The organism is Aliinostoc maniaoense, assembly GCF_058172895.1.
The window spans coordinates 4,767,584-4,790,784 of the sequence record NZ_CP187952.1; the positions used below are offsets into that span (position 1 = coordinate 4,767,584).

At 40.6% G+C, this 23,201-nt stretch carries 22 protein-coding genes; 8 read left to right on the forward strand and 14 right to left on the reverse strand.

Features of this window, described 5'->3' with window-relative positions:
• Positions 1-47: 47 nt before the first annotated feature.
• From ACPZ3T_RS20620 to ACPZ3T_RS20630, 3 genes are all read right to left on the reverse strand, one after another.
• On the reverse strand, positions 48-2,687 hold the full coding sequence (locus ACPZ3T_RS20620; RefSeq protein ID WP_490271329.1) for a type I secretion system permease/ATPase: 2,640 nt from the start codon (positions 2,685-2,687) through the stop codon (positions 48-50).
• Complete coding sequence (locus ACPZ3T_RS20625; RefSeq protein ID WP_490277300.1) at positions 2,636-3,394, reverse strand: peptidylprolyl isomerase; 759 nt, start codon at positions 3,392-3,394, stop codon at positions 2,636-2,638. Before ACPZ3T_RS20625 ends, ACPZ3T_RS20620 begins: the two co-directional genes overlap by 52 nt.
• Before the next feature lie 230 nt (positions 3,395-3,624).
• Positions 3,625-4,422: a TIGR00297 family protein gene (locus ACPZ3T_RS20630; protein WP_490271330.1), complete on the reverse strand. Its 798-nt coding sequence runs from the start codon at positions 4,420-4,422 to the stop codon at positions 3,625-3,627.
• Positions 4,423-4,807: 385 nt separating this feature from the next.
• Here ACPZ3T_RS20630 and ACPZ3T_RS20635 point away from each other — a divergent pair, with 385 nt between their 5' ends.
• On the forward strand, positions 4,808-5,239 hold the full coding sequence (locus tag ACPZ3T_RS20635) for a VOC family protein (RefSeq protein WP_490277301.1): 432 nt from the start codon (positions 4,808-4,810) through the stop codon (positions 5,237-5,239).
• Here ACPZ3T_RS20635 and ACPZ3T_RS20640 read toward each other — a convergent pair.
• Entirely contained in the window at positions 5,169-5,843 is a 675-nt protein-coding gene (locus tag ACPZ3T_RS20640; protein ID WP_490271331.1) for a lipase family alpha/beta hydrolase, read from the reverse strand. The genes ACPZ3T_RS20635 and ACPZ3T_RS20640 overlap by 71 nt on opposite strands.
• A 676-nt stretch (positions 5,844-6,519) precedes the next feature.
• Here ACPZ3T_RS20640 and ACPZ3T_RS20645 point away from each other — a divergent pair.
• Positions 6,520-6,966 carry a hypothetical protein gene (locus ACPZ3T_RS20645; protein ID WP_490271332.1) on the forward strand — a complete coding sequence of 149 codons (447 nt, stop codon included), beginning with the start codon at positions 6,520-6,522 and terminating at the stop codon, positions 6,964-6,966.
• 20 nt (positions 6,967-6,986) lie between these two features.
• Here ACPZ3T_RS20645 and ACPZ3T_RS20650 read toward each other — a convergent pair whose 3' ends face one another.
• Positions 6,987-8,093, reverse strand: coding sequence for a tetratricopeptide repeat protein (locus tag ACPZ3T_RS20650; RefSeq protein ID WP_490271333.1), 1,107 nt, complete (start codon positions 8,091-8,093; stop codon positions 6,987-6,989).
• A gap of 32 nt (positions 8,094-8,125) precedes the next feature.
• On the reverse strand, positions 8,126-8,833 hold the full coding sequence (locus ACPZ3T_RS20655) for a 16S rRNA (uracil(1498)-N(3))-methyltransferase (RefSeq protein WP_490271334.1): 708 nt from the start codon (positions 8,831-8,833) through the stop codon (positions 8,126-8,128).
• A 197-nt stretch (positions 8,834-9,030) separates the two neighbouring features.
• On the opposite strand from ACPZ3T_RS20655, the gene ACPZ3T_RS20660 reads away from it, so the two are divergent.
• The 4 genes from ACPZ3T_RS20660 to ACPZ3T_RS20675 all read left to right on the forward strand — a co-directional run bounded on the left by ACPZ3T_RS20660 (position 9,031) and on the right by ACPZ3T_RS20675 (position 11,336).
• Positions 9,031-9,237 carry a DUF751 family protein gene (locus ACPZ3T_RS20660; protein ID WP_490271335.1) on the forward strand — a complete coding sequence of 69 codons (207 nt, stop codon included), beginning with the start codon at positions 9,031-9,033 and terminating at the stop codon, positions 9,235-9,237.
• Positions 9,238-9,465: 228 nt separating this feature from the next.
• Entirely contained in the window at positions 9,466-9,864 is a 399-nt protein-coding gene (gene rbfA / locus ACPZ3T_RS20665) for a 30S ribosome-binding factor RbfA (RefSeq protein ID WP_490271336.1), read from the forward strand.
• Between the two features lie 859 nt (positions 9,865-10,723).
• A complete protein-coding gene (locus ACPZ3T_RS20670; RefSeq protein WP_011319422.1) occupies positions 10,724-10,960 on the forward strand; it encodes a DUF4327 family protein in 237 nt (78 codons plus the stop codon).
• A gap of 202 nt (positions 10,961-11,162) precedes the next feature.
• Complete coding sequence (locus ACPZ3T_RS20675) at positions 11,163-11,336, forward strand: hypothetical protein (RefSeq protein WP_490271337.1); 174 nt, start codon at positions 11,163-11,165, stop codon at positions 11,334-11,336.
• Here the strand turns inward: ACPZ3T_RS20675 and ACPZ3T_RS20680 are convergent.
• Together ACPZ3T_RS20680 and ACPZ3T_RS20685 are read right to left on the reverse strand one after the other, a co-directional pair.
• A complete protein-coding gene (locus tag ACPZ3T_RS20680) occupies positions 11,321-12,028 on the reverse strand; it encodes a hypothetical protein (RefSeq protein WP_490271338.1) in 708 nt (235 codons plus the stop codon). The two genes, ACPZ3T_RS20675 and ACPZ3T_RS20680, sit on opposite strands and share 16 nt — an antisense overlap.
• A gap of 583 nt (positions 12,029-12,611) precedes the next feature.
• Positions 12,612-13,571, reverse strand: coding sequence for an aldo/keto reductase (locus tag ACPZ3T_RS20685; RefSeq protein WP_490271339.1), 960 nt, complete (start codon positions 13,569-13,571; stop codon positions 12,612-12,614).
• An 85-nt stretch (positions 13,572-13,656) separates the two neighbouring features.
• On the opposite strand from ACPZ3T_RS20685, the gene ACPZ3T_RS20690 reads away from it, so the two are divergent.
• Entirely contained in the window at positions 13,657-14,241 is a 585-nt protein-coding gene (locus tag ACPZ3T_RS20690; protein WP_490271340.1) for a DUF1802 family protein, read from the forward strand.
• Between the two features lie 320 nt (positions 14,242-14,561).
• The gene (locus tag ACPZ3T_RS20695; RefSeq protein ID WP_490277302.1) at positions 14,562-14,846 is read left to right on the forward strand and encodes a hypothetical protein; all 285 of its coding nucleotides are present in this window, start codon (positions 14,562-14,564) and stop codon (positions 14,844-14,846) included.
• A gap of 36 nt (positions 14,847-14,882) precedes the next feature.
• Here the strand turns inward: ACPZ3T_RS20695 and ACPZ3T_RS20700 are convergent, their stop codons facing one another.
• From ACPZ3T_RS20700 to ACPZ3T_RS20725, 6 genes are all read right to left on the reverse strand, one after another.
• Entirely contained in the window at positions 14,883-16,334 is a 1,452-nt protein-coding gene (locus ACPZ3T_RS20700; RefSeq protein ID WP_490271341.1) for a hypothetical protein, read from the reverse strand.
• Positions 16,335-16,907: 573 nt separating this feature from the next.
• The gene (gene hisI, locus ACPZ3T_RS20705) at positions 16,908-17,234 is read right to left on the reverse strand and encodes a phosphoribosyl-AMP cyclohydrolase (protein ID WP_490277303.1); all 327 of its coding nucleotides are present in this window, start codon (positions 17,232-17,234) and stop codon (positions 16,908-16,910) included.
• 201 nt (positions 17,235-17,435) lie between these two features.
• Positions 17,436-18,086, reverse strand: a complete 651-nt coding sequence (gene folE / locus ACPZ3T_RS20710) for a GTP cyclohydrolase I FolE (protein WP_490271342.1) — start codon at positions 18,084-18,086, stop codon at positions 17,436-17,438.
• Between the two features lie 107 nt (positions 18,087-18,193).
• Positions 18,194-19,243, reverse strand: a complete 1,050-nt coding sequence (locus ACPZ3T_RS20715) for a CobW family GTP-binding protein (protein WP_490271343.1) — start codon at positions 19,241-19,243, stop codon at positions 18,194-18,196.
• A gap of 31 nt (positions 19,244-19,274) precedes the next feature.
• Complete coding sequence (gene thrS / locus ACPZ3T_RS20720) at positions 19,275-21,140, reverse strand: threonine--tRNA ligase (protein ID WP_490271344.1); 1,866 nt, start codon at positions 21,138-21,140, stop codon at positions 19,275-19,277.
• Positions 21,141-21,464: 324 nt separating this feature from the next.
• Complete coding sequence (locus ACPZ3T_RS20725) at positions 21,465-22,961, reverse strand: TM0106 family RecB-like putative nuclease (protein WP_490271345.1); 1,497 nt, start codon at positions 22,959-22,961, stop codon at positions 21,465-21,467.
• Positions 22,962-23,201: the final 240 nt, after the last annotated feature.

Below are 23,201 nucleotides of genomic sequence, written 5' to 3' on the forward strand. Positions count from 1 at the left end.
GAACAGTCCTTAGATGAGGACTAAAGTCCTCACTACGAACTCTTCCCCTACACATTCGCTTGCTGACGCTGATACAGTGACCAATACAAGCCCTTTTGCTGCAATAATTGTGCATGAGTACCACGTTCAGCAATCACACCTCGTTCTAACACGAAAATCTGATCGGCTCGTTTTAAAGGTGCAAAGCGGTGAGCAATTAAAAATACAGTCCGGTTAGTGGAGATTTTTTGCAGATTTTGTAATACCTGTTGCTCGGTTTCACTATCTAAAGCACTGGTGGCTTCATCTAAGATCAAAATTGGTGCATCGCAAAGAAACAATCTAGCTAAAGCTATGCGTTGTCTTTGTCCCCCAGATAAAGCTGTACCCCGTTCTCCCACATTAGTTTCATAACCATAGGGCAATTGACTAATAAAGTCGTGGGCTACTGCCATTCTGGCGGCTTCTACTACTTGTTCGGCAGTAATATTGGGATTGCCGAGGGTAATATTTTCCAAGATAGAAGCATTAAATAAAAAGTCTTCTTGCAGAACTACACCAATTTGTTGTCGTAGTGATGATAAATCAGCACTCTTAATATCAAAACCATCAATGAGAATGCGTCCTGATTCAATTTGATAAAGTCGCTGTAACAGTTTAGATAAGGTACTTTTACCTGAACCACTGCGCCCGACGATTCCTATAAATTGCCCTGGCTCAACATTTAAAGAAATCCCTCTTAACACAGGTTCAGTATGGGCTTGATAACGGAAAAATACCTGCTCAAAGCTAATTTCTCCTTTCAATGGTGGTAATACTAAACCTGTTCCGGTTTCTGCTTCTGGGGCAACGTTGAGAATATCACCAATTCTGTCTACTGAAAGTAAAACTTGTTGGAGATTTTGCCATAACTGCACTAGGCGCAATAGTGGCCCTGTCACCCTGCCAGATAACATTTGAAAGGCTACAAGTTGCCCAACTGTCAGTTTTTGTTCAATAACTAATTTCGCCCCAAACCAGAGAATTAATAGGGATGAAAAGTTAGTGAGAAAGTCACCAATATTACTGCTAATATTAGAAGTAGTAGAAGCTTTAAAGCCAGTACGGACAAAACGAGCAAATAAACCTTCCCAGCGATCGCGGGCTACTGATTCAGCAGCATGGGCTTTGACAGAATGAATACCCGTAACTGTCTCTACTAAAAATGACTGACTATCAGCACTACGGTTAAAGGTTTCGTTTAACCAGTTACGCAAAATTGGTGTGGCTACTAGTGTCAAGGTGGCAAACAATGGTAACACCGCCAACGCCACAAAGGTTAACGGAATATTGTAGTAGAACATCAACACCAGATAGACAACAGCAAAGATGCTATCTAAAATCACCGTTAAAGCTGTGCCGGTGAGAAACTGGCGGATTTGTTCCAATTCTTGGACTCTAGCAACTGTATCCCCAACGCGCCGTGACTCAAAATAAGCCAAGGGCAAGCGCATGAGATGACGAAATAACTGAGCAGATAAACTTAAGTCTAAGCGTCTGGCTGTGTGAGTAAAGATAAATAGCCGGAGAATACCGAGTATAGACTCAAATACGGCAATAAATAACAGTGCGATCGCCATAACATCGAGAGTCGGTAAACTCTCCTGCACCATGACTTTATCAATTACCACCTGGGTAATTAATGGTGTCCCCAAGCCCAATAACTGCAAGGTAAAGGAAGCCAGTAAAACCTCTCCTAACAATCCTTTGTATTTCCAAACGGCTGGGGTAAACCAACTCAGATTAAATTTTTCCTGACGGGATATGAGTTCAACTTGCCATAACTGTCCATCCCAAAATTGCTCAACCACAGATAGCGGCAGACTTTCACAAATACTATCAGGATGGAGGGGGTTAGCGATAATTAAGCGATCGCCTTTGATACCATAAGCTATTACCCATGACTGCGATTCCCACTGTAGTAAAGCCGGAAATGACAACTGTCGTAACTCACTCCAACTCACTTGCAACCGCCGCAGCACTAACCCTAATTTTTCCCCAGCTTCTACCACTTGTCTGGCATTCTGTCCCCGTAGTTGGCGTTGCACCCATTCCAACTTGACTGGATTATTTAACTGTTGCGCCGCCATAGTTAAACAAGCGGCGGCAGTATTCCCACTCGTTACAAAAGGGTAACTCTGGGCTGTTGGTGTAGGGGTGGGAGTTGTGGGTGTACTAGGCTGGAGTACTTGCACATCTTGAATAATGACTGGGGTTTCCTCCGGTGTCATACCCAACCAAAAATCTTCTATTTCTGGGTGAGATATGGTAGCCCAAAACTTTGTATCCCAACAAGCGACAACTACCTCTTTCGTAGCTGCTACCGCCTTATAATCCCCTGGGATTTTTTGCAAATCACCGAACCAGTCTCCCACCTCTAAGGCGGCTAAAGGTGTACCCGTATCTTCTTCCCGTAGCCTGACTTTACCAGCAATAATTAAAAACTGGTAGCCACCTAATTCACTCGACCAAATTTTCTCACCCAGTCGATAGCGACGGGTTTCGGTGCGTTGTTCTAATTGAGATTTTTCTTCAGGATTGAGGAAACTTAGAGGTGGTTGATTCCAAGGGATAGTAGCTAGCACGTATTGTCTTAGAGATTCATTATCCTGAAGTTTTAACTCATCTGTAATTTGACTGTCAGCTTTTGAATTTTCTCCGCTAGCCATTGTTCAAATAATTCGTTTTGTAGTGCTTGTGTTAATTGCGTATCTTCTAAAGACGCTGGTAAAAATTGTTCTATGCGAAACAATCCATAGCGTCCATCGAGTTCTATAGGGCCGATAACATCTCCGGGGTTAGCCGCATCAATGGCAGCCCGTAAGACATCTGGCATAGTGCCTCGACTAATTGGCCCCATCATGCCATTGACAATGCGATCGTCTGCCTGGGAATATTCCTTAGCTAATTGTTCAAAACTACCTCCTTCGGTGATTTGTAGTTGCAACTCTTGGGCTAGTTCTTGACTATCCACCACAATTCGGGAGATCACAACCCTATCCAGGAAAATTTTACGCTCAATAAAATATTCAGAGATTTTTGGGGCTGTCACTAAAGCTTTTAATTTTTCTAGCTTGAAATTCAAAGTAATTGCCGCGTGAAATGTATTGTAGTCAGTACCATTTCTCCTGAGCCATTCCTGAAAAGCTTCTGGTTCAGCTAATTGATTTTTCAGTCGGAAATCAATAATACTTTGTTCTGAGGCGGCTGAATTGATTTCTATATCATCCCGTGTGCTTATTTCCTGCTCAATTACATACTGACGCAACACATCACTAATAAACTGAGATAATTTCCCTGATGTTTGCAGATATTTTACTGTTTGTTCTACAGAAATTGGCTGGTCGTCAATGCTCAAAAACGCTAAAGTTTCCATGAACTCACCTGGTAAAACAGCTAAAATTTTATAACCTAAAAATAAATAATGGGAAAATTTTCCCATGTCCAAAATTGTCAACTTTTGCGTCTTAGCTAAAGCGACTCTTAATTAGAGTTATTTAGTCTAGTAGGGTGTATTAGGCGTAAGCCGTAACGCACCTCCTCCCAAAGCTTTCGGTGCTAAAACACCCCAAGCCTCCATTAAAAAATCAAATATTCCCTGCACTCCTAAGCAAAGAAACTTACCCAGATAAATGCGAATAGCATGGCAGCGATCGCACCAATTAAAGTGTTAAAAATATTAACAACTTCATTTGTCAGCCAAGTATATTTAGCTTGTAGGGTTGCACCGATAACACTTTCTAAATTTGTGGCCACAAAGGCTGCTAAGACACACCACAGTATACCCATCGGTGAAACTAAACTCACACCCCAACCTAAAATAGCGATCGCAACTGAAGCTACTACACCCGCTAAAGTCCCCTCTAAACTCACAGCACCCTCTGTACCTCTAGCTACAGGTTGCAGTGTAGTAATTAAAAAAGTTCGCTTACCGTAGGCTTTACCCACTTCACTAGCACAGGTATCAGACAACTTTGTACTAAAACTTGCCACATAACCCAATAGGAGGAGAGACTGGAGATTGGGGATAAGAGACTCGGAATTAGGTAAAATTAGTCCACTATTAATCAGTCCAAATCCTACAGCGCACAACGCCGCAGTCAACGCCGAACCCCAAACATTTTCCGGGCCTCTTGCACCTGAGCGTTTTTCAGCTATCCCTTCCGCCTCTTTTTGTGCCAAGCCAATACGCGTCACACCAGAACCCACTAAAAAGTAACACCCCACTACTACATATCCTTGCCAACCTAGAGTTCCCCAAATTAACACCCCTAGTAACCAAGCGTGGAATATCCCCGCCGGAGTTAACAGTTTTTTGGGAGCAAACCAAACCAAACTCAACAAAATAGCGTTGAGTCCTACTCCCACTAACCAAGGATTGGCAGAGCTAATTAATGAGAACATCAGCAATAAACCATCGGTAGTGTTGCCCGGATATCAACCAGAATAGCGAATTTTAGAGCTAACAGCAGAATCTATCCCTCAAAATTCACCCACCAACCCTGCACCTCGGTTAAAAACCGGGTTTCTTGCAAATCCCTCAGCTTAGAAACCTTAATCTTTCGTTCAGAAACCCGGTTTTTTAGGCTTGTTGAGAATGATGCAAGATATTAAGTATATATCTGCCTAAAAATTTGATTAACCTCCCCATCCCGAAAGCACATAGTTTATATTTTCTTTACAGGTTCAAGGAGAAATTAACAGGCAAAATAGCAAAAAAATTATAACTAACCTCGAACTACCCCATGCCCCATGCCCCATGCCCCATGCCCAATTCCCAATTCCCACCATGAACCAAACCATATTTCATCTAGCCTTCCCTGTAACTGACATTGCCCAGGCCAAAGCATACTATGTTGATGGCTTAGGCTGCACACCCGGCCGTGAAAACCCCCAAGCCCTCATTCTCAATCTTTACGGGCATCAATTAGTAGCCCATCTCACCAGAGAACCCCTAACCCGCCAGCGTACTATTTATCCCCGGCACTTTGGTTTAATTTTTACTACAGAAACAGACTGGGAAGCCCTCCTACAAAGGGCGCAACAAAAACAGCTGTTATTTCGGGAAGAACCCAAAAATCGTTTTGTTGGTTCTACCTTGGAACATCGGACTTTCTTTTTAGAAGATCCGTTTAATAATTTAATGGAATTTAAATATTATCGCCACCCAGAGGCAATTTTTGGGAGCTATGAATATACTCAAATTGGTGATAGGAATTAGTCTTTATAGGTTCTGCTAAAGCTGTGGCTACGGCTGCTATGCACCGAGAATCTGTCAACATCCATGAATGCAATGCTACAGGGATAATTACTTCTTTACCTACAGGCATTTTGGAACTATTCGCAGGAATAATCATCAAATCGTAATTTGTCCAAATAGAAGTAAAATTTAACTGTTGTAAAATTTCTCCATCAGTATTTAAGTCTTTGATAAATTCGCTGTTAGGACGCATTTGTACACATCCAACATTCCGGGAAGCATAGGCAACAACAGTACCATGATGGGGAGAAGAAATTGTAATAAACCGTTGCACACGGTTAATTCCTCCCAGGCGTTGGATATAGTAACGGCTGACAATTCCGCCCATACTAAAGCCGACTATATCTAAAGTTTGTTCGGGTGCAAAGTTACTGGCAATATAATTAGCTAGCTGCTGTGCCAATACATCTAGACCTACTTCACCGTTGTTAGGAATTAAATCTAGTGAAAACACAGGCCAACCCTGTTTTCCTAAAAATACAGCCATTTCATCAAAGACTGCTTCCGTATCGGTAATGCCATGCACCAACAATACAGGATTATGCTGTTGGTTTTTCGTGTTCATTATTTTTAATCGTTGATGGTTGATTGTTGACTGAATTACAAGACTTTTAGTTTCAGAGTTTTATGCTGGCTTGATATCCTAATCAATCTGGCTAAGGCTATATGTAGAAAATGTAACCGAGTCTAATCTTTACCAGAAGCCAGATTATGACACTCTTGAGACTGGTTGATTTCAATTATTAGAGATGAGACATCATCAGTCATTAGTTATCAGTTATTAGTCACCTAATAACTGTTCACAGTTCATTAATTTAAGTACCTTATCTCCCTTGTCCCCCTTGTCCTCCTTGTCCCCCTTGTCCCCCTTGTCCCCCTTGTCCCCCTTGTCCCCCTGCCCCTGCCCCCTGCCCCCTGCCCCCTGCCCCCACTAACTGTCATCATCATGGGTGACAATAGATAACCATCAGAGAAAATTATGTTAATTTTTGTTAAGTAAGCTTTCAGAATCTTGCTTTAGATTAGGGTAAAATTTAATAATTAGTCTTCAGTGTTTAGATATTGCACACTACTGCTAAATAAGACTTAAGACTCTTATAACTCTAGCTTTAAGCCTGATTGAAACCAAACCAATCAAGTTTGATCACAAATAGCTGAATATCACAAAACTTAGCATTGTGACGTAATTATTAATATTGCGGTCAAATTTAACAAGTTATAGACTTCAGGAGAAATATCCCATGTTCGGTTTTATCAAAAAACTAATCAGTGGCATCATCGGTTTTATTACTGGGCTGTTACCTGGTAGTAAAAACGATGGCTACTACTTACAACTAGAAGAAACTGGTACAGGTTCAGCACCTGTTGAGTCTCAACCAGCAGTAGCAAAGTCTAACGGTACAAAAGCCAAAGCAGCAGAAACGCCAAAATCAGAAGCTGCTCCTACTCCTGAGAAGGCTGTGAAGAAAGAAGCTGCTCAAAATGGCAAATCTGCACCAGCCGCAGCACCCGCACCCGCACCCGCACCCGCACCCGCAGCCAGCACTAAACCCGCTACACCAACTGAAACAACATTTGCACCCAAGTATTTAATTCCTTCTGTGAGTGGTTCAAATGGTCGTCGTCGTCCAGGTGCGAATATGAACAGTTATTTAGATATGGCGCGTCAAGTAAAAACTCCTGGCTAAGTTGTTCAGGTGACAGGTAACTAAAGGTCTTGTGCCTGATGTTTGTGAAATATTAGTCCACTATATAAATGAAATGCTGAGTCCCAATAGGTCTTCTCTCTGCGAAACAGGTGAATGTGAGATTCTATTTTACTCAGCATTTCTGTTTGTTCTAGGACTGTCTGAGCAAAGGGTGTAAAGTCTGAGTAATATTTGACTGATTGTAGATATTGCCTGAGCCAGTCTAGTAGATGATTCCAATTAATTCTGATGGTATTTTGATGAGCTGAGGGAGTGATTTCTACAGCTTGTGGAAAATTATAACTGCGATCGCGTTCCGCCCGCCGTTGGCGATCGCATATTCGCAAAATACAACGTCTCTCTGGTAAGTGTAAATCACAAAATTGGGCATAATCTTGGGTTTGAGTTTTGCGTTCTAGTTGACGATGTACGTTAACATCCACAACTTGCTCAAAAATAGGCAATAGTCCTAAGACTTGTGCAGAGACTTCCGACCAATCAAAGGTGAGAGAACCAACTATATTTGTGTGGTTAGAGCAAATTACAGTCGGTTTTGGCTGTGATTGGTCAAAATACTGTACCTGATAAACTTGAATTTGTGTAATTGCTTTCAAGGTTGTCCAAAAACAAGGGATACCAGCGTGTTGTAACTGCATCCCATAAAACTTGAGTTCACCAATGCGTCCACTGCGATAATATTTCCAAGAACGACTGGGAAGTAATAACTTGGCAGTGTAGGGGTCTAGCTGCATAATTTGAGCAAATTTAGCCGCTACTTGGTTTTTTTGTTCATTATCGAGAGGTTCTAAGATTAATACTCCCGGTTCTGTATTACTGGGTTCGGCTGTAGCTTCAGCAATGGCTCTTTGTTTTTGTTCTTTTTGAATGTCTTGCAACCTTTGCAAAGCCTGCCGTGTTTGTGAGACAATCCGATGATTAGTTGTCATTAACAACAATCGCCGATAAAGTTTTTCAGCCTCTTGATACTTTGCGGAAACTTCCTGTAGCCTGGCAAAATAAAATACCACCCAAGGATTATCCGGCGATTCTTTTAGCAGTGGTTTAAGTAACTTCGCTGCTGTTTTATAATCTTTATGCTCAAAAGCGATCGCAACTTGTTCAATCATGAGATATCCCATGCACACTGGTGATAACTCATTTATACTTCACACGCTGCGGAAATTAGGGATAATGCTACGATGGGTGCGGTGACTGCTCGTAAGATGCGACGACCTAAAGATACTGGTTGAAATCCCACCGCTATTGCTTCCTCAATTTCTCTATCTGTCCAGCCTCCTTCCGGCCCGGTAGCAATCGCAACATCATTAGCAATCGGGTTAATGACACTTTGAAGATGGCTATACTCACCACGGGCTTCACAAAGATAACGTTGACTGGCTGTGCTATTAATCACAGCTTCTTTAAAAGTCACAGGCTCTAAAATTGTCGGGACAAAAGCCCGTTCTGATTGTTCGGCAGCTTCTGCGGCAATGCGTCGCCAACGTTCCAGCTTTTGGGGACTAGGATTTAGTAAAGTGCGATCGCTCAAAACTGGTGCAATACAAGCTACTCCTAATTCTGTGGAAATACGTACAACTTCATCAAAGCCGCTACCTTTAGGTAAAGCCATGATTAAAGTCACCGCTACAGGTAACTCAGTCTCAACAATTAACGGTTTTAATACTTGTGCTTGTTCTCCAGAAATCTCAGCTAACCACCATTTACCTAGTCCATCCATCGCAATAAATTGCTCACCCTCACGCAAACGTAACACCCGCTTTAAATAATGTTCTTGTTGGGGTGTGAGTAAAATTTGACTTTCTTGGAGTTGAGAGGGTGCGATCGCAATTCGTTGTAGTTGAGCCATGAGATTATACAGCAGTTATGAGGATGGCTATATCTTTTATCTAATATCAAATTAAAACTGCTCTATAGCTCATCAATAACTAAGGAAGCATATTTGAGATGTAATTGAGTAGTTTTCCAGTACATATAGATTACAATAAGGAGGATAAAGTACATCAAAACAAGCGTTAGTTTTATAACAAGGCAGTCTCAATTAAAATGTTTGACGGATTTTGGGATAATGTTTTTCGCTACCCCCGCTACTTGATTACTATCGTGTTAGGCCTGCTGCTCAACACCATAGAGCCATTATTCCCTTTATTAAAGCGTCCAGTAACTTTAGTGGCTATTTTGGGTTTATTTATAGGTGGCTTGGCGTTTCTCACTTTCACATTACGCGCAATGCTGGGACTAAGTACTATCTAGGCTTAAACTAATAATTGCTGTATTGTAACTTGACTCTGGAAATTTTAGATTTTAAATTTGGGATTTGGGATTGAATCTAAAATCCAAAATCCCAAATTGTTTGACTCAATTGACTAAACTGAGTGCTGAGTTCTGTGAAGGGAGCAGGGCATAAGCAAAATAGCAGTCACTGTTTCGATCTGGCTTATACTTGTTGTTGTCCAACCTCTGTGGGGAGGTATGATTTATATGGCTACAAATCGCCGCGTTTCCCGTGTTGCTGAGTTGATTAAACGGGAAGTTAGCCAAATGCTACTAAATGGCATTAAAGATGACCGTGTTGGTACAGGAATGGTCAGTGTAACTGATGTTGATGTTTCTGGGGATCTCCAACACGCCAAAATATATGTCAGCATATATGGCACAGATGAAGCCAAAGCAGAAACAATGGCGGGTTTAAAGTCAGCCACTGGTTTTGTACGGAGTGAACTGGGGGCGCGGGTGAGGCTGCGTCGTACACCAGAGGTGATTTTTATTGAAGACCGTTCGATTGAACGGGGAACTAAAGTACTATCACTATTAAACCAGCTTGAGTATGAGCGATCGCGCCACAAAACTGATGAAACTGATGAGCAGGTTTCAGAATAATTAATTGCCGAGCAATTCGCCAATCGATTCCCAGACGTGTTTTCGCCACGTCTGTTTTTATTTGAATGACTCAAGATTGGGGGTGAGAACCCCTAAAGCTTTTATGGGCAAAAATGTTACGATCTGGCAGTCAAACTACTGAGTTTGATGTCTTAATCAGAAACTTCCAGATAAAAAATATCCAAATCTTGATAAATGTACTGATAATACAGTCACTAGCTCAATAAAAATTCATAATTTAGGGTTTATGTACTTACGTAACTATATGTTAGGAGATGATGACTTAAGTCTTAATTGTCACATTGATGACTTCCCAAGTACCCCTCTAGTTGGATATCAGTCTTTAATGGCTACTGTTACTCTAGAAACATCTCATTTCACCCTAAGACAGATGTTACTAGCGATCAGTTAGTTAATTAAATTCAGCTTAATCAAACAATTGTCTGCTTTAAGAAATTATTAACTTATGCCTTTTGAGAGGTCTTACTAGTGTAGGGTAGCCCTTATCTAGATAATATCCGCAACAGTTTATATACTCGCTTCCGCTAGCAATTTCTGCTTTTGTTGTCACGAGTTGGTGTTTGCATCTCTCTTGAGATAGGTCTGTTGTACTAATGAATTTTCTGGCAGGTTGCAGTCAGCCGCCAGTTGATTCTAAAATTTGATGCTATGCAGTAAATGTCATAGGAACTTGACATTCTTAACATTTATTTACATAATTTTGTGGGGTATAGCGTCAAAATGGAATCAGTTCCGTATAGCAAACTACAAAACCCTAAGCGCAAGTCTAATTTTTGTCATGTTTGTTCCCTATAATTGCTGGGAACACTATTTACGTGTAAATTTGTGAGTAAAAACCATGAGTGTGAATACGGTGCCCTCTATAAATTACTACTCTCTAGATGTAATTCAGGACGAAGCACGCCGACTGGTAGAAAAAGGAATGGTTAGCCGACAGCAGCCAATATATACGCTGTGTCAGTACATTCCTGCTAGAGAGTGGGTTTGTGTAGAGTGTGAGTTAGAGAAGTGTGATTTCTTATTACGCGATCGCATCGGCGATCTCATTGGTCGTGAACAATGGGATAATGACTAATCCTGGATTATTCAATATATGAATTTAGATTTTGGATTGGGACATGACTAGATTTGGCGACAAAAGATTTATTACCCAAATTGAGGGACAATCTCTGGTTTTGATAACTCCTTCCCAATCCAAAATCTGACTATTTCTAATTAGCCCCAAGCATTTGATTCTGATTCGTAAAATACGGCACTATACTATACTGAGATTTTTCATGGAAAACGGCGGGAAACTCTATCCCCATGACGGCAGTCCGCTCAAGTCGGGAAACCCCTCCGGGTTAGGCAGTTCACCCGGCGGCAGAGCCGCACGCGTGACTGCCTCCCCAATTTTCCATGCCCAAAAACTCCATTTCCTTGTGGGTGGAGTTTTTTATTTAACAATGTAAGATTTGATTTTTTGTTCTATTTCGTCGCTAATAACTTCTGTACCTATACTGGGTTGCTCAAGATTAACGCGAATGAAATTAGTTTTATCTGTAGCTGTAAATTTATTGTCATTATTAGAATCTTTGATGATTCTAATAAAAACAGCGTTTTGACTGGGAACAACAACCCAATTAATGATTTTGGTATTATTTGGTGTGACTTGCTGAAGATTCTTTCCTGATAAATCAGAAATATAGCCAATTACAGCATCTTCTTGGTTGAGTTCTTGATCTTGGTTAGTATCTTGGTCAATAATTTGATAAAGCCAAACTCTTGTAGGTGACTTCGGTGGTGTTTTGGTGTCTATAAAATGGAACGAATTAATAATTGCTTTTTTATCCAGGAGAAGATGAGTTTCACCATCTTGTTTCCGATAAAATATAATGTTATATAAAGTATTATTATTTCTTTTATAAGAACCTGAACTTTCTAAAATATTTGATCTGTTTGACTCTCCTTTTACCTGGACAGGAATCATTAAATAATCTGATTGTTCTTTAATAGTAAAGTCACCATAGCTAATTTGTGGTGCTTTTTGTTGTGGTGAATTTGCTTTTGCCTGTTCTGTTCTTCTTTCTAAAGAAGTACTGCAAGATAAGCAATAAGTAGCTAAAAATATGGTTAATGTTAACAGCCGATAATTATGTTTCATTGATTCATGAAGGTTAAAATCACCATAACATTGAAAAACCTGGTACGGGTTGACCAGGTTTTTCAATATCTATTGATTTCAAAGGTTTAAAGTTAGTCAAAAAGTAGTTGAGAAAGTTTCTAACTAGGGTGAACAGTGTAACTAGCAAATTCAGCAATCTTTGTTTTTCCGCTTTGGGATTTGGTTTTGCCTTTTCGGGGCTTTTGACCACATGACATAAATATGCTGAACATTGCTTGGGCTGATGACGGGAGACATCGAGTCATTTACCCTTTGGTTTGATTTGCTTTGTGTGATGTCTTGATATTTAAGTTAGCACTGACTTTAGTGATGATCAATCCTTACTTTACTAAAGTTGATATTTTGTAGATTTTTGCAATAAGGGTGGGGATTGGGCAGGGGGCAGGTGTAGGTTTTTTATACTGTGTACCAAAAACCTTGGTTTTGGGGTGTAGGGGTGTAAGGGTGTAGGGGTTAGTAAAACGATGATTCTTTCGTTAGTCTGAGAGTCATTACTCACTGCTTGGTAAAAAACCTACACTTGTGAGGCAGGGGGTAGGGGGCAATTTATAGGTGTAACAGCTTACCAATTCCACATTACAGGATTCTGATCGAGAGGGTCGGTGACAAGGCGGCCGATCGCATCAATTTGGGCAATTTCATCAGCCGAAAGTTTCACATCGACGGCTAGGGCGTTGTCTTTGGCTTGTTGGGGATAACGCGCGCCTGCGATCGCATTTGTTTGCGGTTGAGCAATTAACCAAGCTAAAGCTAACTGAGCTAAAGTACAATGATGTGCTTCTGCTATCGGACGCAGTTTTTCTAAAGCTTGTGCAGCGTGTTGAAAATTCTCACCTTGAAATAACTTATTTTGAGCGCGGTTATCTCCGGGATCAAACTGATGCCCCGGTGAAAATTTTCCGGTTAACAATCCTTGGGCTAGGGGTGAATAAGCCAAGATAGAAATATTATTTTCCACACAATAAGGCATCGCGTCTTTTTCTACTTGTCGCCAAAATAGGGAGTAGGGAGGCTGTAAACTATCAATACGTCCGTACTGGGCAGCTTCAGCTAATTGAGTGCGGGAAAAGTTAGAAACACCAATGGCGCGAATCTTACCTTGTGCTTTGAGATCATTAAGGGCGTTCATGGTTTCGGCAATTGGCACAATCTGACTATTGAAAGAACCAGATGGCCAATGAATTTGGTAAAGATCGATGTAATCAGTTTTGAGATTTTTGAGGGAGCGATCGCAAGCTGCAATTACTTGGTCATACTTAAGATGGTTGGAGAAAACTTTAGTTGCATACTCTACTTGATCCCGGACATCAGATAAAGCTTCAGCGACAATTTGCTCAGAATGTCCTTCACCATAAACCTCTGCCGTGTCTATGGTAGTGATGCCAGCTTCAAAGGCGGCTCGAATAGTTTTAATTGAGTCAGCATCCTCAATTCCCACCCACATTTTTTTACCTGCTTGCCAAGTTCCCATGAGAATGGGTGTAATGTGTACATCTGATGTACCAAGTCTGCGCTTCTGCATAACCTTTCCTTAATTCATATCCCTGGATAGTTTTATACTGTAACGGTCTTTGGTCAAAATTAAATCAGAGTTACAGTAGATGCTTATGCTGACGGAATTGGCTCAAACAGTGCATACCCTCAAAGAGTGGGCAGTTGCAGTTAATGCTTTAGAAACTGGTAAAACAATTATGTTGCTGCGTAAAGGCGGTATTCATGAACAGCAAGGCCGTTTCCAAGTGGCGCATCAGCAGGTTTTACTTTACCCCACCTATGAGCATCAGCAATCTAGCTTACTCAAAGCTGAATATGCTGATCTTGTACATCCAGTCACACCAGGATGGCATCCAGAAACAATACGGATTGGTAGTTGGGCAGAGATTACCGATATTTTGCCAGTTAGTGAGCAGTCAATTGTCAACAACTTACTACCTTTTCATATCTGGAATGATAACTTTATCCGCGATCGCCTGAAGTGGAAACCCCAGCAACCAATATTTATTCTCTTACTACGGACTTACCAACTACCCCAAGCTCAAGAAATTCCCTATCGTGCAGAGTATGGTGGTTGCAAATCATGGATTGATCTAGAATCGCCTGTGCAACTACAAGGTTCAACCCCAGTTTTATCTCAATCCTATTACCAAGAGCTAGTCGCAGACATTTATAAAGTGGTCAAAACTGATCACTAAATCATCTATAATTCGTCACAAAAGTTTAAGAATTTGCAAAACCGTAATTCTTGATACATACATCTTTAGTATCCCCAGATAACATTAAAAAAATCTTATTCGTGCCTTAAATTGAAGCACAAACATTTCCATAATTCGTCTATCTACATAGCTTGCAATCAGCAATTTCAATGCCGGACATTTATTTAGGTAATTGTACGATTTGAGATTGTAGATAAGTTGACTACCCTAGTAAAATTTAAAACTATCCCACAAGGGTGAAGAAGTATTGACAGAAAGCTGCCAATATGCAGTATAAGCACAAAGTAATGGAGTTTGCCATGTATCGACAAATGTGTTGGATCTCTAAAACTAGCGGAGACGGAGAGAAAATCTTATATCTGCAAACTGCGCCTCATCAACCTTGGCGACCCTACACAACTTTCCCCCAATATTCAGTACCAGATTATCAAGTTCCAGGTGGCTCTAAAGGCTGGGCAACTTATCAAAAATTGCTCAAAGCTGGTTGGACACTAGTATCCAGCGCACGAGCCAATGAATTTGGCAGCAGTGATTATGCAGAGTCAACAATGAATAGTCAACAGTCAAACAATTTTGGAATTTAGAGTTAGGCATTGAGTTTCAACCTAACCATCAACCTTCTACTCCCCATTTTCAGATGTGGCTTGAGTAGTTGTGACTCTGGTGTTGAGTTTTTGAAGTAGAGTTTGAATATTTGTCAGAGTTGCTGTTTTGATGGTTGGTTGTTGCTCTAACCAGTTATTTGCCTGTTGTTCGCCTTCTTTGACTGCTAATATCAACGCACCCCAAGCTTGAACCGATGTTCTACTAGGATTGACTTTGAGTTCAGCTAAAACTCGTTTCCATAACCGACCTTGATCATTTTTTAAGAGAGTAGCGATTTCTTGAGTGTTTTGTGGTGAGTTCTCAAACACCTGTAAAGCTTTTTCCCAACGACCATCAACTAAGTCTGCTAGCACTTGTTGGCTGGGACTCGCCCAAGTTTTATCAGCTTGGGTTTTAGTAAGTTGGGAGTGTAACCGAATAAGATCAATTTGTGCTTGCGCTGTGGCTGGTAAAAAGTCTCGGCGTTGTTTTTTGAGCGATTGCAACCATTGAAATGCAGGTGTCCATAAGCCACTGCGGGCAATCAACAGAGCATTTCGGAAGGAATTATCTTGAATAGCTGATGGTGTGAGAGTGATGGGTTCTAATTGCAGAGGTTTGAGGTATAGCTTGAGAGTTTTCACTTGATAAACTTGTAACTGTGGTTCTAGACCAATAGTTTGATCAATTACTAATTCTTTTTGACTATCTCCTGTTACCTGCTCCCATTTGGGTAGTTGACCGTTGGGACTTGTCCAAGAGAGCATTTGTTGTAGATTACTCCGTTGGGGATTGTAATAGATAATGTGACCGTAAGCGATCGCATGAGTGCCTTGTTGACGCTCACCCTGTAAATATAACCAGACTCCTCTCCCTGGTGTTTTGCCTTCAAAGCGTTGAATCTGGGTTAACGGTAAGGTCTGACTAGCTTCTATATTTTCTAATGTGGGATCAACTAAGGGAGCAAAAGCAAAAGATTCTTCTACTCCTGTGATGGCTAGTTGGTTCGTTAAACGATAAAACTTTTCGGGCTGTGCTTGGTATTGCAGGTTTTCTATCTGATAAACCCTCAGTTCTACCACTTCCTGACAATGAGATTGACAGTTGGCACGTTGGCGCAACACTGGGAGAACAAAAGAGTTATCGTCTTCATCTAAAGCTATTGTCTCCCCAACAATTTTTTGTTTGTGACTCAAACTATCCCGAATTTGCTGGAGAGTCTGGGGATTTTGGCTGTGACTCATGGGAATTTGCGCCCACTCTGGTAAAACAATATTGAGCCAACCCAGTTGTTGGGGATCGAAAATCAACAGCACTCCAATCCAGGTAGCAGATATAACTAACCCTGCACCAGTTAGTAAAATTGCGATCGCTATAATTGAAGACAAATTCATCCTTTTCCTTTTCCCAGATTCAGGTTTAGAGGAAACACCCTGAATTGCCCCAACAGCAGGTTTATTATCCCCAGACGAATAGCGATGTGCCATGTTAATGCTCTGTCAATACACAGTACAAGTTGATTTATTGTTTTTCTTTTATACTCGCAGTTTAACTTATTGCCTAGCTGTCTGGGTGTTTAAATTGTTCTAAGGATTAGGGACTGGGGAAAGAAAAACGAGACAAGTTGAAGCGTTCTTTTCGATGGGATGAAAAAAAAAGGTTTGGCTCATGACCAAACCTCTCTTTAAATCCAGTGCATAACAACATCCCGGACTAATTTACCTATTATTTTCATACTCTCGCATCTTCCTAGGGGATGTATGCAAATGCTGCAAAAACTGATATTACATTATTTAGGTATTAACTAATACATCTCATAGGAGACAAAAAAAGACGGGTTACACCCGTCTACATAGCTTGAAAGTGGTAATACACCTTGGAGGTTGAAAAATAGTAAATTTAATAGGTTGTAAGGTATATAGATGCCGCGCTTAATGTTGCAACTACACTTATCCTTGCAATGACTACAAAGATATCAAATAGAATTTTCCATAAGTTGCCAAAATGCCAAAATTTTAGTATCACCTTATGGAAATATTCCTGGGGAATATCGGTTATAATTAGGAAATTAGGTTGATTTTCTGAAAAAAGCAACTTCTTGCCCCTGTATGGCAAGCAATATCACCGATTTGCTCAATTTTGAGTAAAATCGTGTCACCATCACAATCATAAAAGAACTCTTGGACTTTCTGAATATGCCCAGATGTCGCGCCTTTATGCCACAATTCCCCACGGGAACGACTCCAATAATGAGCTTCCCCAGTAGATAAAGTTTTGTGAATTGATTCGGCATTCATCCAAGCCATCATTAAGACAGTACCATCAAGATAATCTTGTGCGATCGCTGGAATTAAACCCTGTTCATTAAACTTCAACTTCTCTATTATTTCCACAACATTACCTCCTGAAAAATACAGTATTACTCATTACTCATTACTCATTACTTATTACTTATTACTTATTACTCATTACTTATTTAATTTGCTTCACCGATGATGATACTAAAACTGTATAAAAATGTAGAGACAAGAAAATTCTCATCTCTACAGGGAACACACTAAAGAAACATCCACTCTAGCCAAAACTTATTAATGAAAACTGGCTTTATGTCGCACCAAATTCATAAATTCCTCACGAGTGCGTGCATCATCAGCAAACACACCACGCATTGCACTAGTAACAGTCCAAGAACCAGGTTTCTGCACACCACGCATTACCATGCACATATGAGTGGCTTCTACTACTACAGCTACCCCTTGGGGTTTGAGTAAACCTTGTAGCGCATCAGCAATTTGCAAATTCAGCCGTTCTTGTACTTGCAAACGACGTGCATACATTTCACAAATTCGCGCAATTTTTGATAACCCAATTACCTTACCATTGGGAATATAAGCAACATGAGCGCGTCCAATAATGGGCAAGATATGATGCTCACAAGAACTGAAAATATCGATATCCCGAATTAATACCATTTCATCAGCATCTTCTGTAAATACTGCTCCATTGAGCAGTTCATCTAAAGATTCATGATATCCTTTGGTAAGAAATTGCAAAGCCTTCACCACTCGCTTAGGAGTATCTAATAAACCTTCTCTATCAGGATTTTCTCCTAAGCCAATTAACAAAGTACGTACAGCTTGAACCATTTCCGCTTCGGTGACAGTTGCTGAATGCTTAGTAGGTAAAGATGACACTAACTGAGCAGCAGAATTTGCATCGGGACGAATCGATAAAGTCATTTTCTTGGTTTATTAATTGGTAGAAAATTATCAAGTAAGGTAATGCAGCCTTAAAGAGCATCATTACTTGTTGCATTCGTTAACATTCTATTGTTAACATTTCTTAATCATATCAAACATTGCTCAAGTTGTGTATGAATTTGCTCAGAATCTAATTTTCTACCAATAAAAACTAACTGATTCTTGGGTGGAGTGCGCCATTCATCACCGTGGAGGTTATAGCGTGGGCCACTCAGTTGAAATATGTGCCGCAATTCACTATCGCTAAACCATAAAATCCCCTTAGCTCGGAAAACATTCTCTGACATTTCTTCAGAGAGAAAGTTTTCAAATTTATGGACATCAAAAGGTCTATCATATTGAAAAGATATCGACACAAACCCGTCATTCTCTAAATGATGAGAGTGATGTTTGTGATGATGGTGGTCATGGTGGTCATGGTGGTCATGGTGGTCATGGTGGTCATGATGATGATGATCATCTTCTAGATCATGCTCAGTATAATCATCTGTGGGAGTTAGACCTACACCTAAAATTAAAGGTAGAGCTACTTCACCATATTTCGTGTGTAAAATTCTTGCCCCATTTTTCACATCATGAATGTAACTTTCTACTTCTTGCAGTTTATCTGAAGTTACAAGGTCTGTTTTATTCAGGAGAATAATATCACCATAGGTAATTTGTTTTAAAGCTGCTTCACTTTCAAAATGCTCTTGGTTAAATGTTTCCGCGTCAACTACAGTTAAGATTGAATCTAGACTAGTTAAATCTCGCAGTTCTGTGCCTAGAAATGTTAAAATAATTGGTAATGGATCAGCTACACCTGTGGTTTCAATTACCATATAATCAATACGGTCTTCTCGTTCTAACACACGATAAACAGCATCAACTAAGCCATCATTAATAGTACAACAGATACAGCCATTGCTGAGTTCCACCATATCTTGATCTAAAGAAACTAGCAGTTGGCTATCGATGTTGATATCCCCAAACTCATTGACTAAAACTGCAACTTTTAAATCTTGCTTGTTTTTGAGAATTTGATTGAGGAGTGTAGTTTTACCACTTCCTAAAAATCCTGTGATGATTGTCACAGGCATTCCCCGTTTAGGAATATCAGGAATTATGTTTTGAGTTGGTGCAGTGATAGTATTCATAGTGCAGTGATATTTTGATAAACTACTTGATTCAGGTGAAGTCTAGACGATTTGATTCAGGAATTTTAGCAATTATAGCCTCTTGTAAAAGATGCGCCAGTTCATTTAATGTCATTGCTCCTAAATCTCCAGCTTGTCTAGTTCTCACACTTAAATTTTGATTTTCTACTTCTTTCTTACCCACAACAGCCACAACGGGAATTTTTTCTAATTCTGCTGTGCGAATTTGCTTACCTAAACGTTCTCCAGTGTTATCTATTTCTACTCTAAAACCAGATTTTTTCAATTCACTGGCTACAGATTCCGCATATTTTCTCACATCATCACTAACTGGTAATAATCGCAATTGTACTGGTGCTAACCACAAGGGAAAATCACCGGCGTAGTTTTCAATTAAGATACCAAAAAATCTTTCTAGTGAACCAAAAATAGCCCGATGAATCATAATTGGTCTTTGACGACTACCATCAGCCGCAATATATTCCATATCAAAGCGTTCTGGTAAATTAAAATCTACTTGAATAGTGGAGCATTGCCACAAACGACCAATAGCATCTTGAATTTTGATGTCAATTTTAGGGCCATAAAAAGCACCGCCACCAGCATCAACAACATAATCCCAACCTTTAGTATCTAAGGCTGCTTTTAACGCAGAAGTAGCTAATTTCCAAACTTGATCAGTTCCTACAGATTTTTCAGGACGGGTAGAAAGATTCACCTCATAATTTTTAAAACCAAAATCTGATAAAATCTGCTCTGTGAGATTTAAAACTCCTAAAATCTCATCGGCAATTTGCTGAGGTAAACAGAAGATATGAGCATCATCTTGGGTAAATCCTCGGACGCGCATTAAACCATGTAAAGCCCCAGAACGTTCATAACGATAGACTGTACCTAATTCCGCCCATCTTAAGGGTAATTCTCGATAGGAATGCAATTGATTTTTATAAGTTAAAACATGAAAGGGACAATTCATGGGCTTAATTTGATAAGCCTGATTTTCCACTTCCATTGAGTCAAACATATTCTCTTGATAGAAGTCAAAATGACCTGATGTTTTCCATAAATCAAGATTGGCTACATGGGGTGTGTAGAGTAATTGATAACCTGATTCAAGGTGAGATTTGCGCCAATAATCTTCAATGATATAGCGAATACTCGCGCCTTTGGGATGCCAAAATACTAACCCGCCGCCAGCTTCTTCTTGAATGCTAAATAAGTTAAGTTCTTGACCTAATTTTCGATGATCACGGCGTAAAGCTTCTTCTCTTTGTTTGAGATAAGCTTGTAATTCTGTTGCGGTTTCCCAGGCTGTACCGTAAATGCGCTGTAGTTGGGGTTTGGTTTCATCGCCTAACCAATACGCACCAGCTATATTCAATAATTGGAAAGAATCAGGGGCAATTTCTCCCGTAAAATTAATGTGTGGCCCTGCACATAAATCCCACCAATAGTTATTAGCTGGTTGAATGTCGGTAACAAATAATGATGATTCTGTCTGTCCAACTTCAGGACTACCAATAAAGTAGCGGGTGATGATTTCTCTTGGGGGAATGCGTTCTAAGATTTCTAATTTGTATGGTTCGTTTAATTGGGTGATTTCGGTGCGAATTTCCTCTCGTTCTACTTCTTCCCGGATGACGGGGAGGTTAGCTTTAATTATCCGCCGCATTTCTGTGGCGATTTTTTCTAAGTCATCGGGGGTGAGGCTGACTGGACAATCAAAGTCGTAGTAAAATCCGGTTTCTGTAACTGGGCCAATTGCTACCTTCGTCCCTGGATATAGCTGCTGTACTGCCATCGCCATGATGTGGGCGCAGGTATGGCGAATGCGTGTGAGGTTGTCGCTATCATGCTGCTGTGATTTTTCCTGGGACTGGGTGAGGGAATTGACCATATATAGTATTTGTTAATTCAAAATTGTTGTAACTATCTGCTGAGGCAAGAAGGACTAAAGTCCTGACTACGAACTGGTTTTGGCAACTGGGTTGAGGTGTTGCTGTGATGTTAATTGTAGGCTCTTTACCAAAGAATGAGAATCGTTATCATGATAGCGTAAAAGAAGTGTTTTGGTTGAAAATAAATTTGGAAACGCAGAGGAGAGGCAGCGCGTTGGGCGGCTTTGCCGACTTGAAGCGACTGCCGTCGCGCGGAGTAAAGCGCAAAGGTACGCAGAGATTTGTACATCAGCAGAGTAGGAAATGCTATAACCAAAATTACTTTACATTTCAATAGCGTGTTTTAAATGATACTTGTGTTCTAGGAAATCAAATAACCAATCTTTGACGCGGTGGGTGGCGTGACAGTCGTCTTCGTTGTAGCTGCTGATGATTTCTAAGAGAGAACGATCGCCTGTTTCTAACCATTGCTCATACCAGTAAATACACTTAGCTCCACTGGCTTCAGGATTACGCCATTCAAATCCTAACCAGCGAGCGATCGCTTTTAGGGCGTAACTTTCTATGGGTAATGCTACAGTTGAGGTAAGATATTCGTAAATATCGACAAATCTATTTAAGACTGGTTGTACTAATTTATTAGGGGTACGGTACAACTTGGCTAGGCGTTTGACAGTATCTAGTTCGTAAACACAAAAATGATAAATCGGTGCGTCGGGATATTGCCAAACTAACTCTAGAAATTGTTGCCAAATTAATTCTTCTTGTTCTGGATTTTCTGCTAAAAAAGAATAAAATTCCTTGGTGTTGGTTTGTTTATTCACCACCAACACACCTAAAAGATAATCTAAATTTAAATCTGGTTGGGCTTCAATATCAAAGTAGAGTTCTATTGGAGAGTTGGGGGTAATATCTAGTTCCTGGGGTGGAAATGGTAAAATCAGAGGCTGGTTTTGTAAGACTGATTGGGCTTGGATAACTAACTTAGTAGCGACTTGAGAATCGAAACCGACAAGATTTTCTAAAGTATCGGGAGTAGTATCAGCGAGAGATTCCAGGGTTGTGATAGAGAGGGTTTGCAGTTGGGTGTAGCGAAGGGGAGAGACTCCCGGTAACAGAGACAGGTGTTGCTCAGACTTAGCGATCGCATAACATTGACTATGCCACTGACAAAGATTACACTTCTGACGGGAGATAAATATTTCTGGTTTAGTTTCCGCTTCTATAGCCTGGATGAACTCCTGCAAAATCGCTTGCATTTGCTGTGTCCATCTAGATAAATCTATGGGATACTTGCTTTGTTTCGTCCGTAGCATTAACCAAGCCGTTGACGGTGTTACCCCTTGCACTGTAGCTAAAACTGCGGTGTGAAAGGCAGTCACTACTTGGTATTCTTGTTTAGGACGCTTACCCAGTTCAATATTGACTGGTACATACATCCACTCGCCAAAACATGATTCTCCTGGCTGTTTGACAAGTAAATCAGGACAACTGAGCAAAGTAGGATGATAAGATGTTGGTTGTGCATCGAGTAACTGACTGTAATTAGCTAAAAGCACTCCCTGATAAATATAATCAACCCCACGCTGCATTAATTCTATAGTAGCGGCTTGTCCCGCTTGCCATTGTCCTCTAGGGTAATCTGGTTTTGCATAGGGGAATTGCGCCAAAATACTTAAGCGATGGGCGTTCTTATCCTGTTGTAGTTTTACCAACAATTCACTAGGCGTATCTCGTTGAGTTTTATCACCGTGAATATCTAAAACTGGACGGCGTTTACAGCGTTGGTATTGCAGGAGGTGTTCAGCATTAATTAGCATTCAGGTTGGGCATATCAATTCAAAATTCAAAATTCAAAATTCAAAATTAAGGAGTTTTGGGCATAGGGCATTGGGCATTGGGCATTGGGCATTGGGCATTGGGCATTGGGCATAGGGCATAGGGCATTGGGCATTGGGCATTGTATTTTTCTCCCCCTGCTTCCCCTGCTCCTTGTCTCCCTTGTCTCCCTTGTCTCCCCTTGCCCCCTGCTCCCCTACCCCCTGCCTCCTCCTACACCC

Bases quoted from the DNA above. Each gene is read 5' to 3' on its own strand.
- ACPZ3T_RS20620 (WP_490271329.1), bottom strand. From the start codon at position 2,687: ATGGCTAGCGGAGAAAATTCAAAAGCTGACAGTCAAATTACAGATGAG.
- ACPZ3T_RS20625 (WP_490277300.1), bottom strand. From the start codon at position 3,394: ATGGAAACTTTAGCGTTTTTGAGCATTGACGACCAGCCAATTTCTGTA.
- ACPZ3T_RS20630 (WP_490271330.1), bottom strand. From the start codon at position 4,422: ATGTTCTCATTAATTAGCTCTGCCAATCCTTGGTTAGTGGGAGTAGGA.
- ACPZ3T_RS20635 (WP_490277301.1), top strand. From the start codon at position 4,808: ATGAACCAAACCATATTTCATCTAGCCTTCCCTGTAACTGACATTGCC.
- ACPZ3T_RS20640 (WP_490271331.1), bottom strand. From the start codon at position 5,843: ATGAACACGAAAAACCAACAGCATAATCCTGTATTGTTGGTGCATGGC.
- ACPZ3T_RS20645 (WP_490271332.1), top strand. From the start codon at position 6,520: ATGTTCGGTTTTATCAAAAAACTAATCAGTGGCATCATCGGTTTTATT.
- ACPZ3T_RS20650 (WP_490271333.1), bottom strand. From the start codon at position 8,093: ATGATTGAACAAGTTGCGATCGCTTTTGAGCATAAAGATTATAAAACA.
- ACPZ3T_RS20655 (WP_490271334.1), bottom strand. From the start codon at position 8,833: ATGGCTCAACTACAACGAATTGCGATCGCACCCTCTCAACTCCAAGAA.
- ACPZ3T_RS20660 (WP_490271335.1), top strand. From the start codon at position 9,031: ATGTTTGACGGATTTTGGGATAATGTTTTTCGCTACCCCCGCTACTTG.
- rbfA (WP_490271336.1), top strand. From the start codon at position 9,466: ATGGCTACAAATCGCCGCGTTTCCCGTGTTGCTGAGTTGATTAAACGG.
- ACPZ3T_RS20670 (WP_011319422.1), top strand. From the start codon at position 10,724: ATGAGTGTGAATACGGTGCCCTCTATAAATTACTACTCTCTAGATGTA.
- ACPZ3T_RS20675 (WP_490271337.1), top strand. From the start codon at position 11,163: ATGGAAAACGGCGGGAAACTCTATCCCCATGACGGCAGTCCGCTCAAG.
- ACPZ3T_RS20680 (WP_490271338.1), bottom strand. From the start codon at position 12,028: ATGAAACATAATTATCGGCTGTTAACATTAACCATATTTTTAGCTACT.
- ACPZ3T_RS20685 (WP_490271339.1), bottom strand. From the start codon at position 13,571: ATGCAGAAGCGCAGACTTGGTACATCAGATGTACACATTACACCCATT.
- ACPZ3T_RS20690 (WP_490271340.1), top strand. From the start codon at position 13,657: ATGCTGACGGAATTGGCTCAAACAGTGCATACCCTCAAAGAGTGGGCA.
- ACPZ3T_RS20695 (WP_490277302.1), top strand. From the start codon at position 14,562: ATGTATCGACAAATGTGTTGGATCTCTAAAACTAGCGGAGACGGAGAG.
- ACPZ3T_RS20700 (WP_490271341.1), bottom strand. From the start codon at position 16,334: ATGGCACATCGCTATTCGTCTGGGGATAATAAACCTGCTGTTGGGGCA.
- folE (WP_490271342.1), bottom strand. From the start codon at position 18,086: ATGACTTTATCGATTCGTCCCGATGCAAATTCTGCTGCTCAGTTAGTG.
- ACPZ3T_RS20715 (WP_490271343.1), bottom strand. From the start codon at position 19,243: ATGAATACTATCACTGCACCAACTCAAAACATAATTCCTGATATTCCT.
- thrS (WP_490271344.1), bottom strand. From the start codon at position 21,140: ATGGTCAATTCCCTCACCCAGTCCCAGGAAAAATCACAGCAGCATGAT.
- ACPZ3T_RS20725 (WP_490271345.1), bottom strand. From the start codon at position 22,961: ATGCTAATTAATGCTGAACACCTCCTGCAATACCAACGCTGTAAACGC.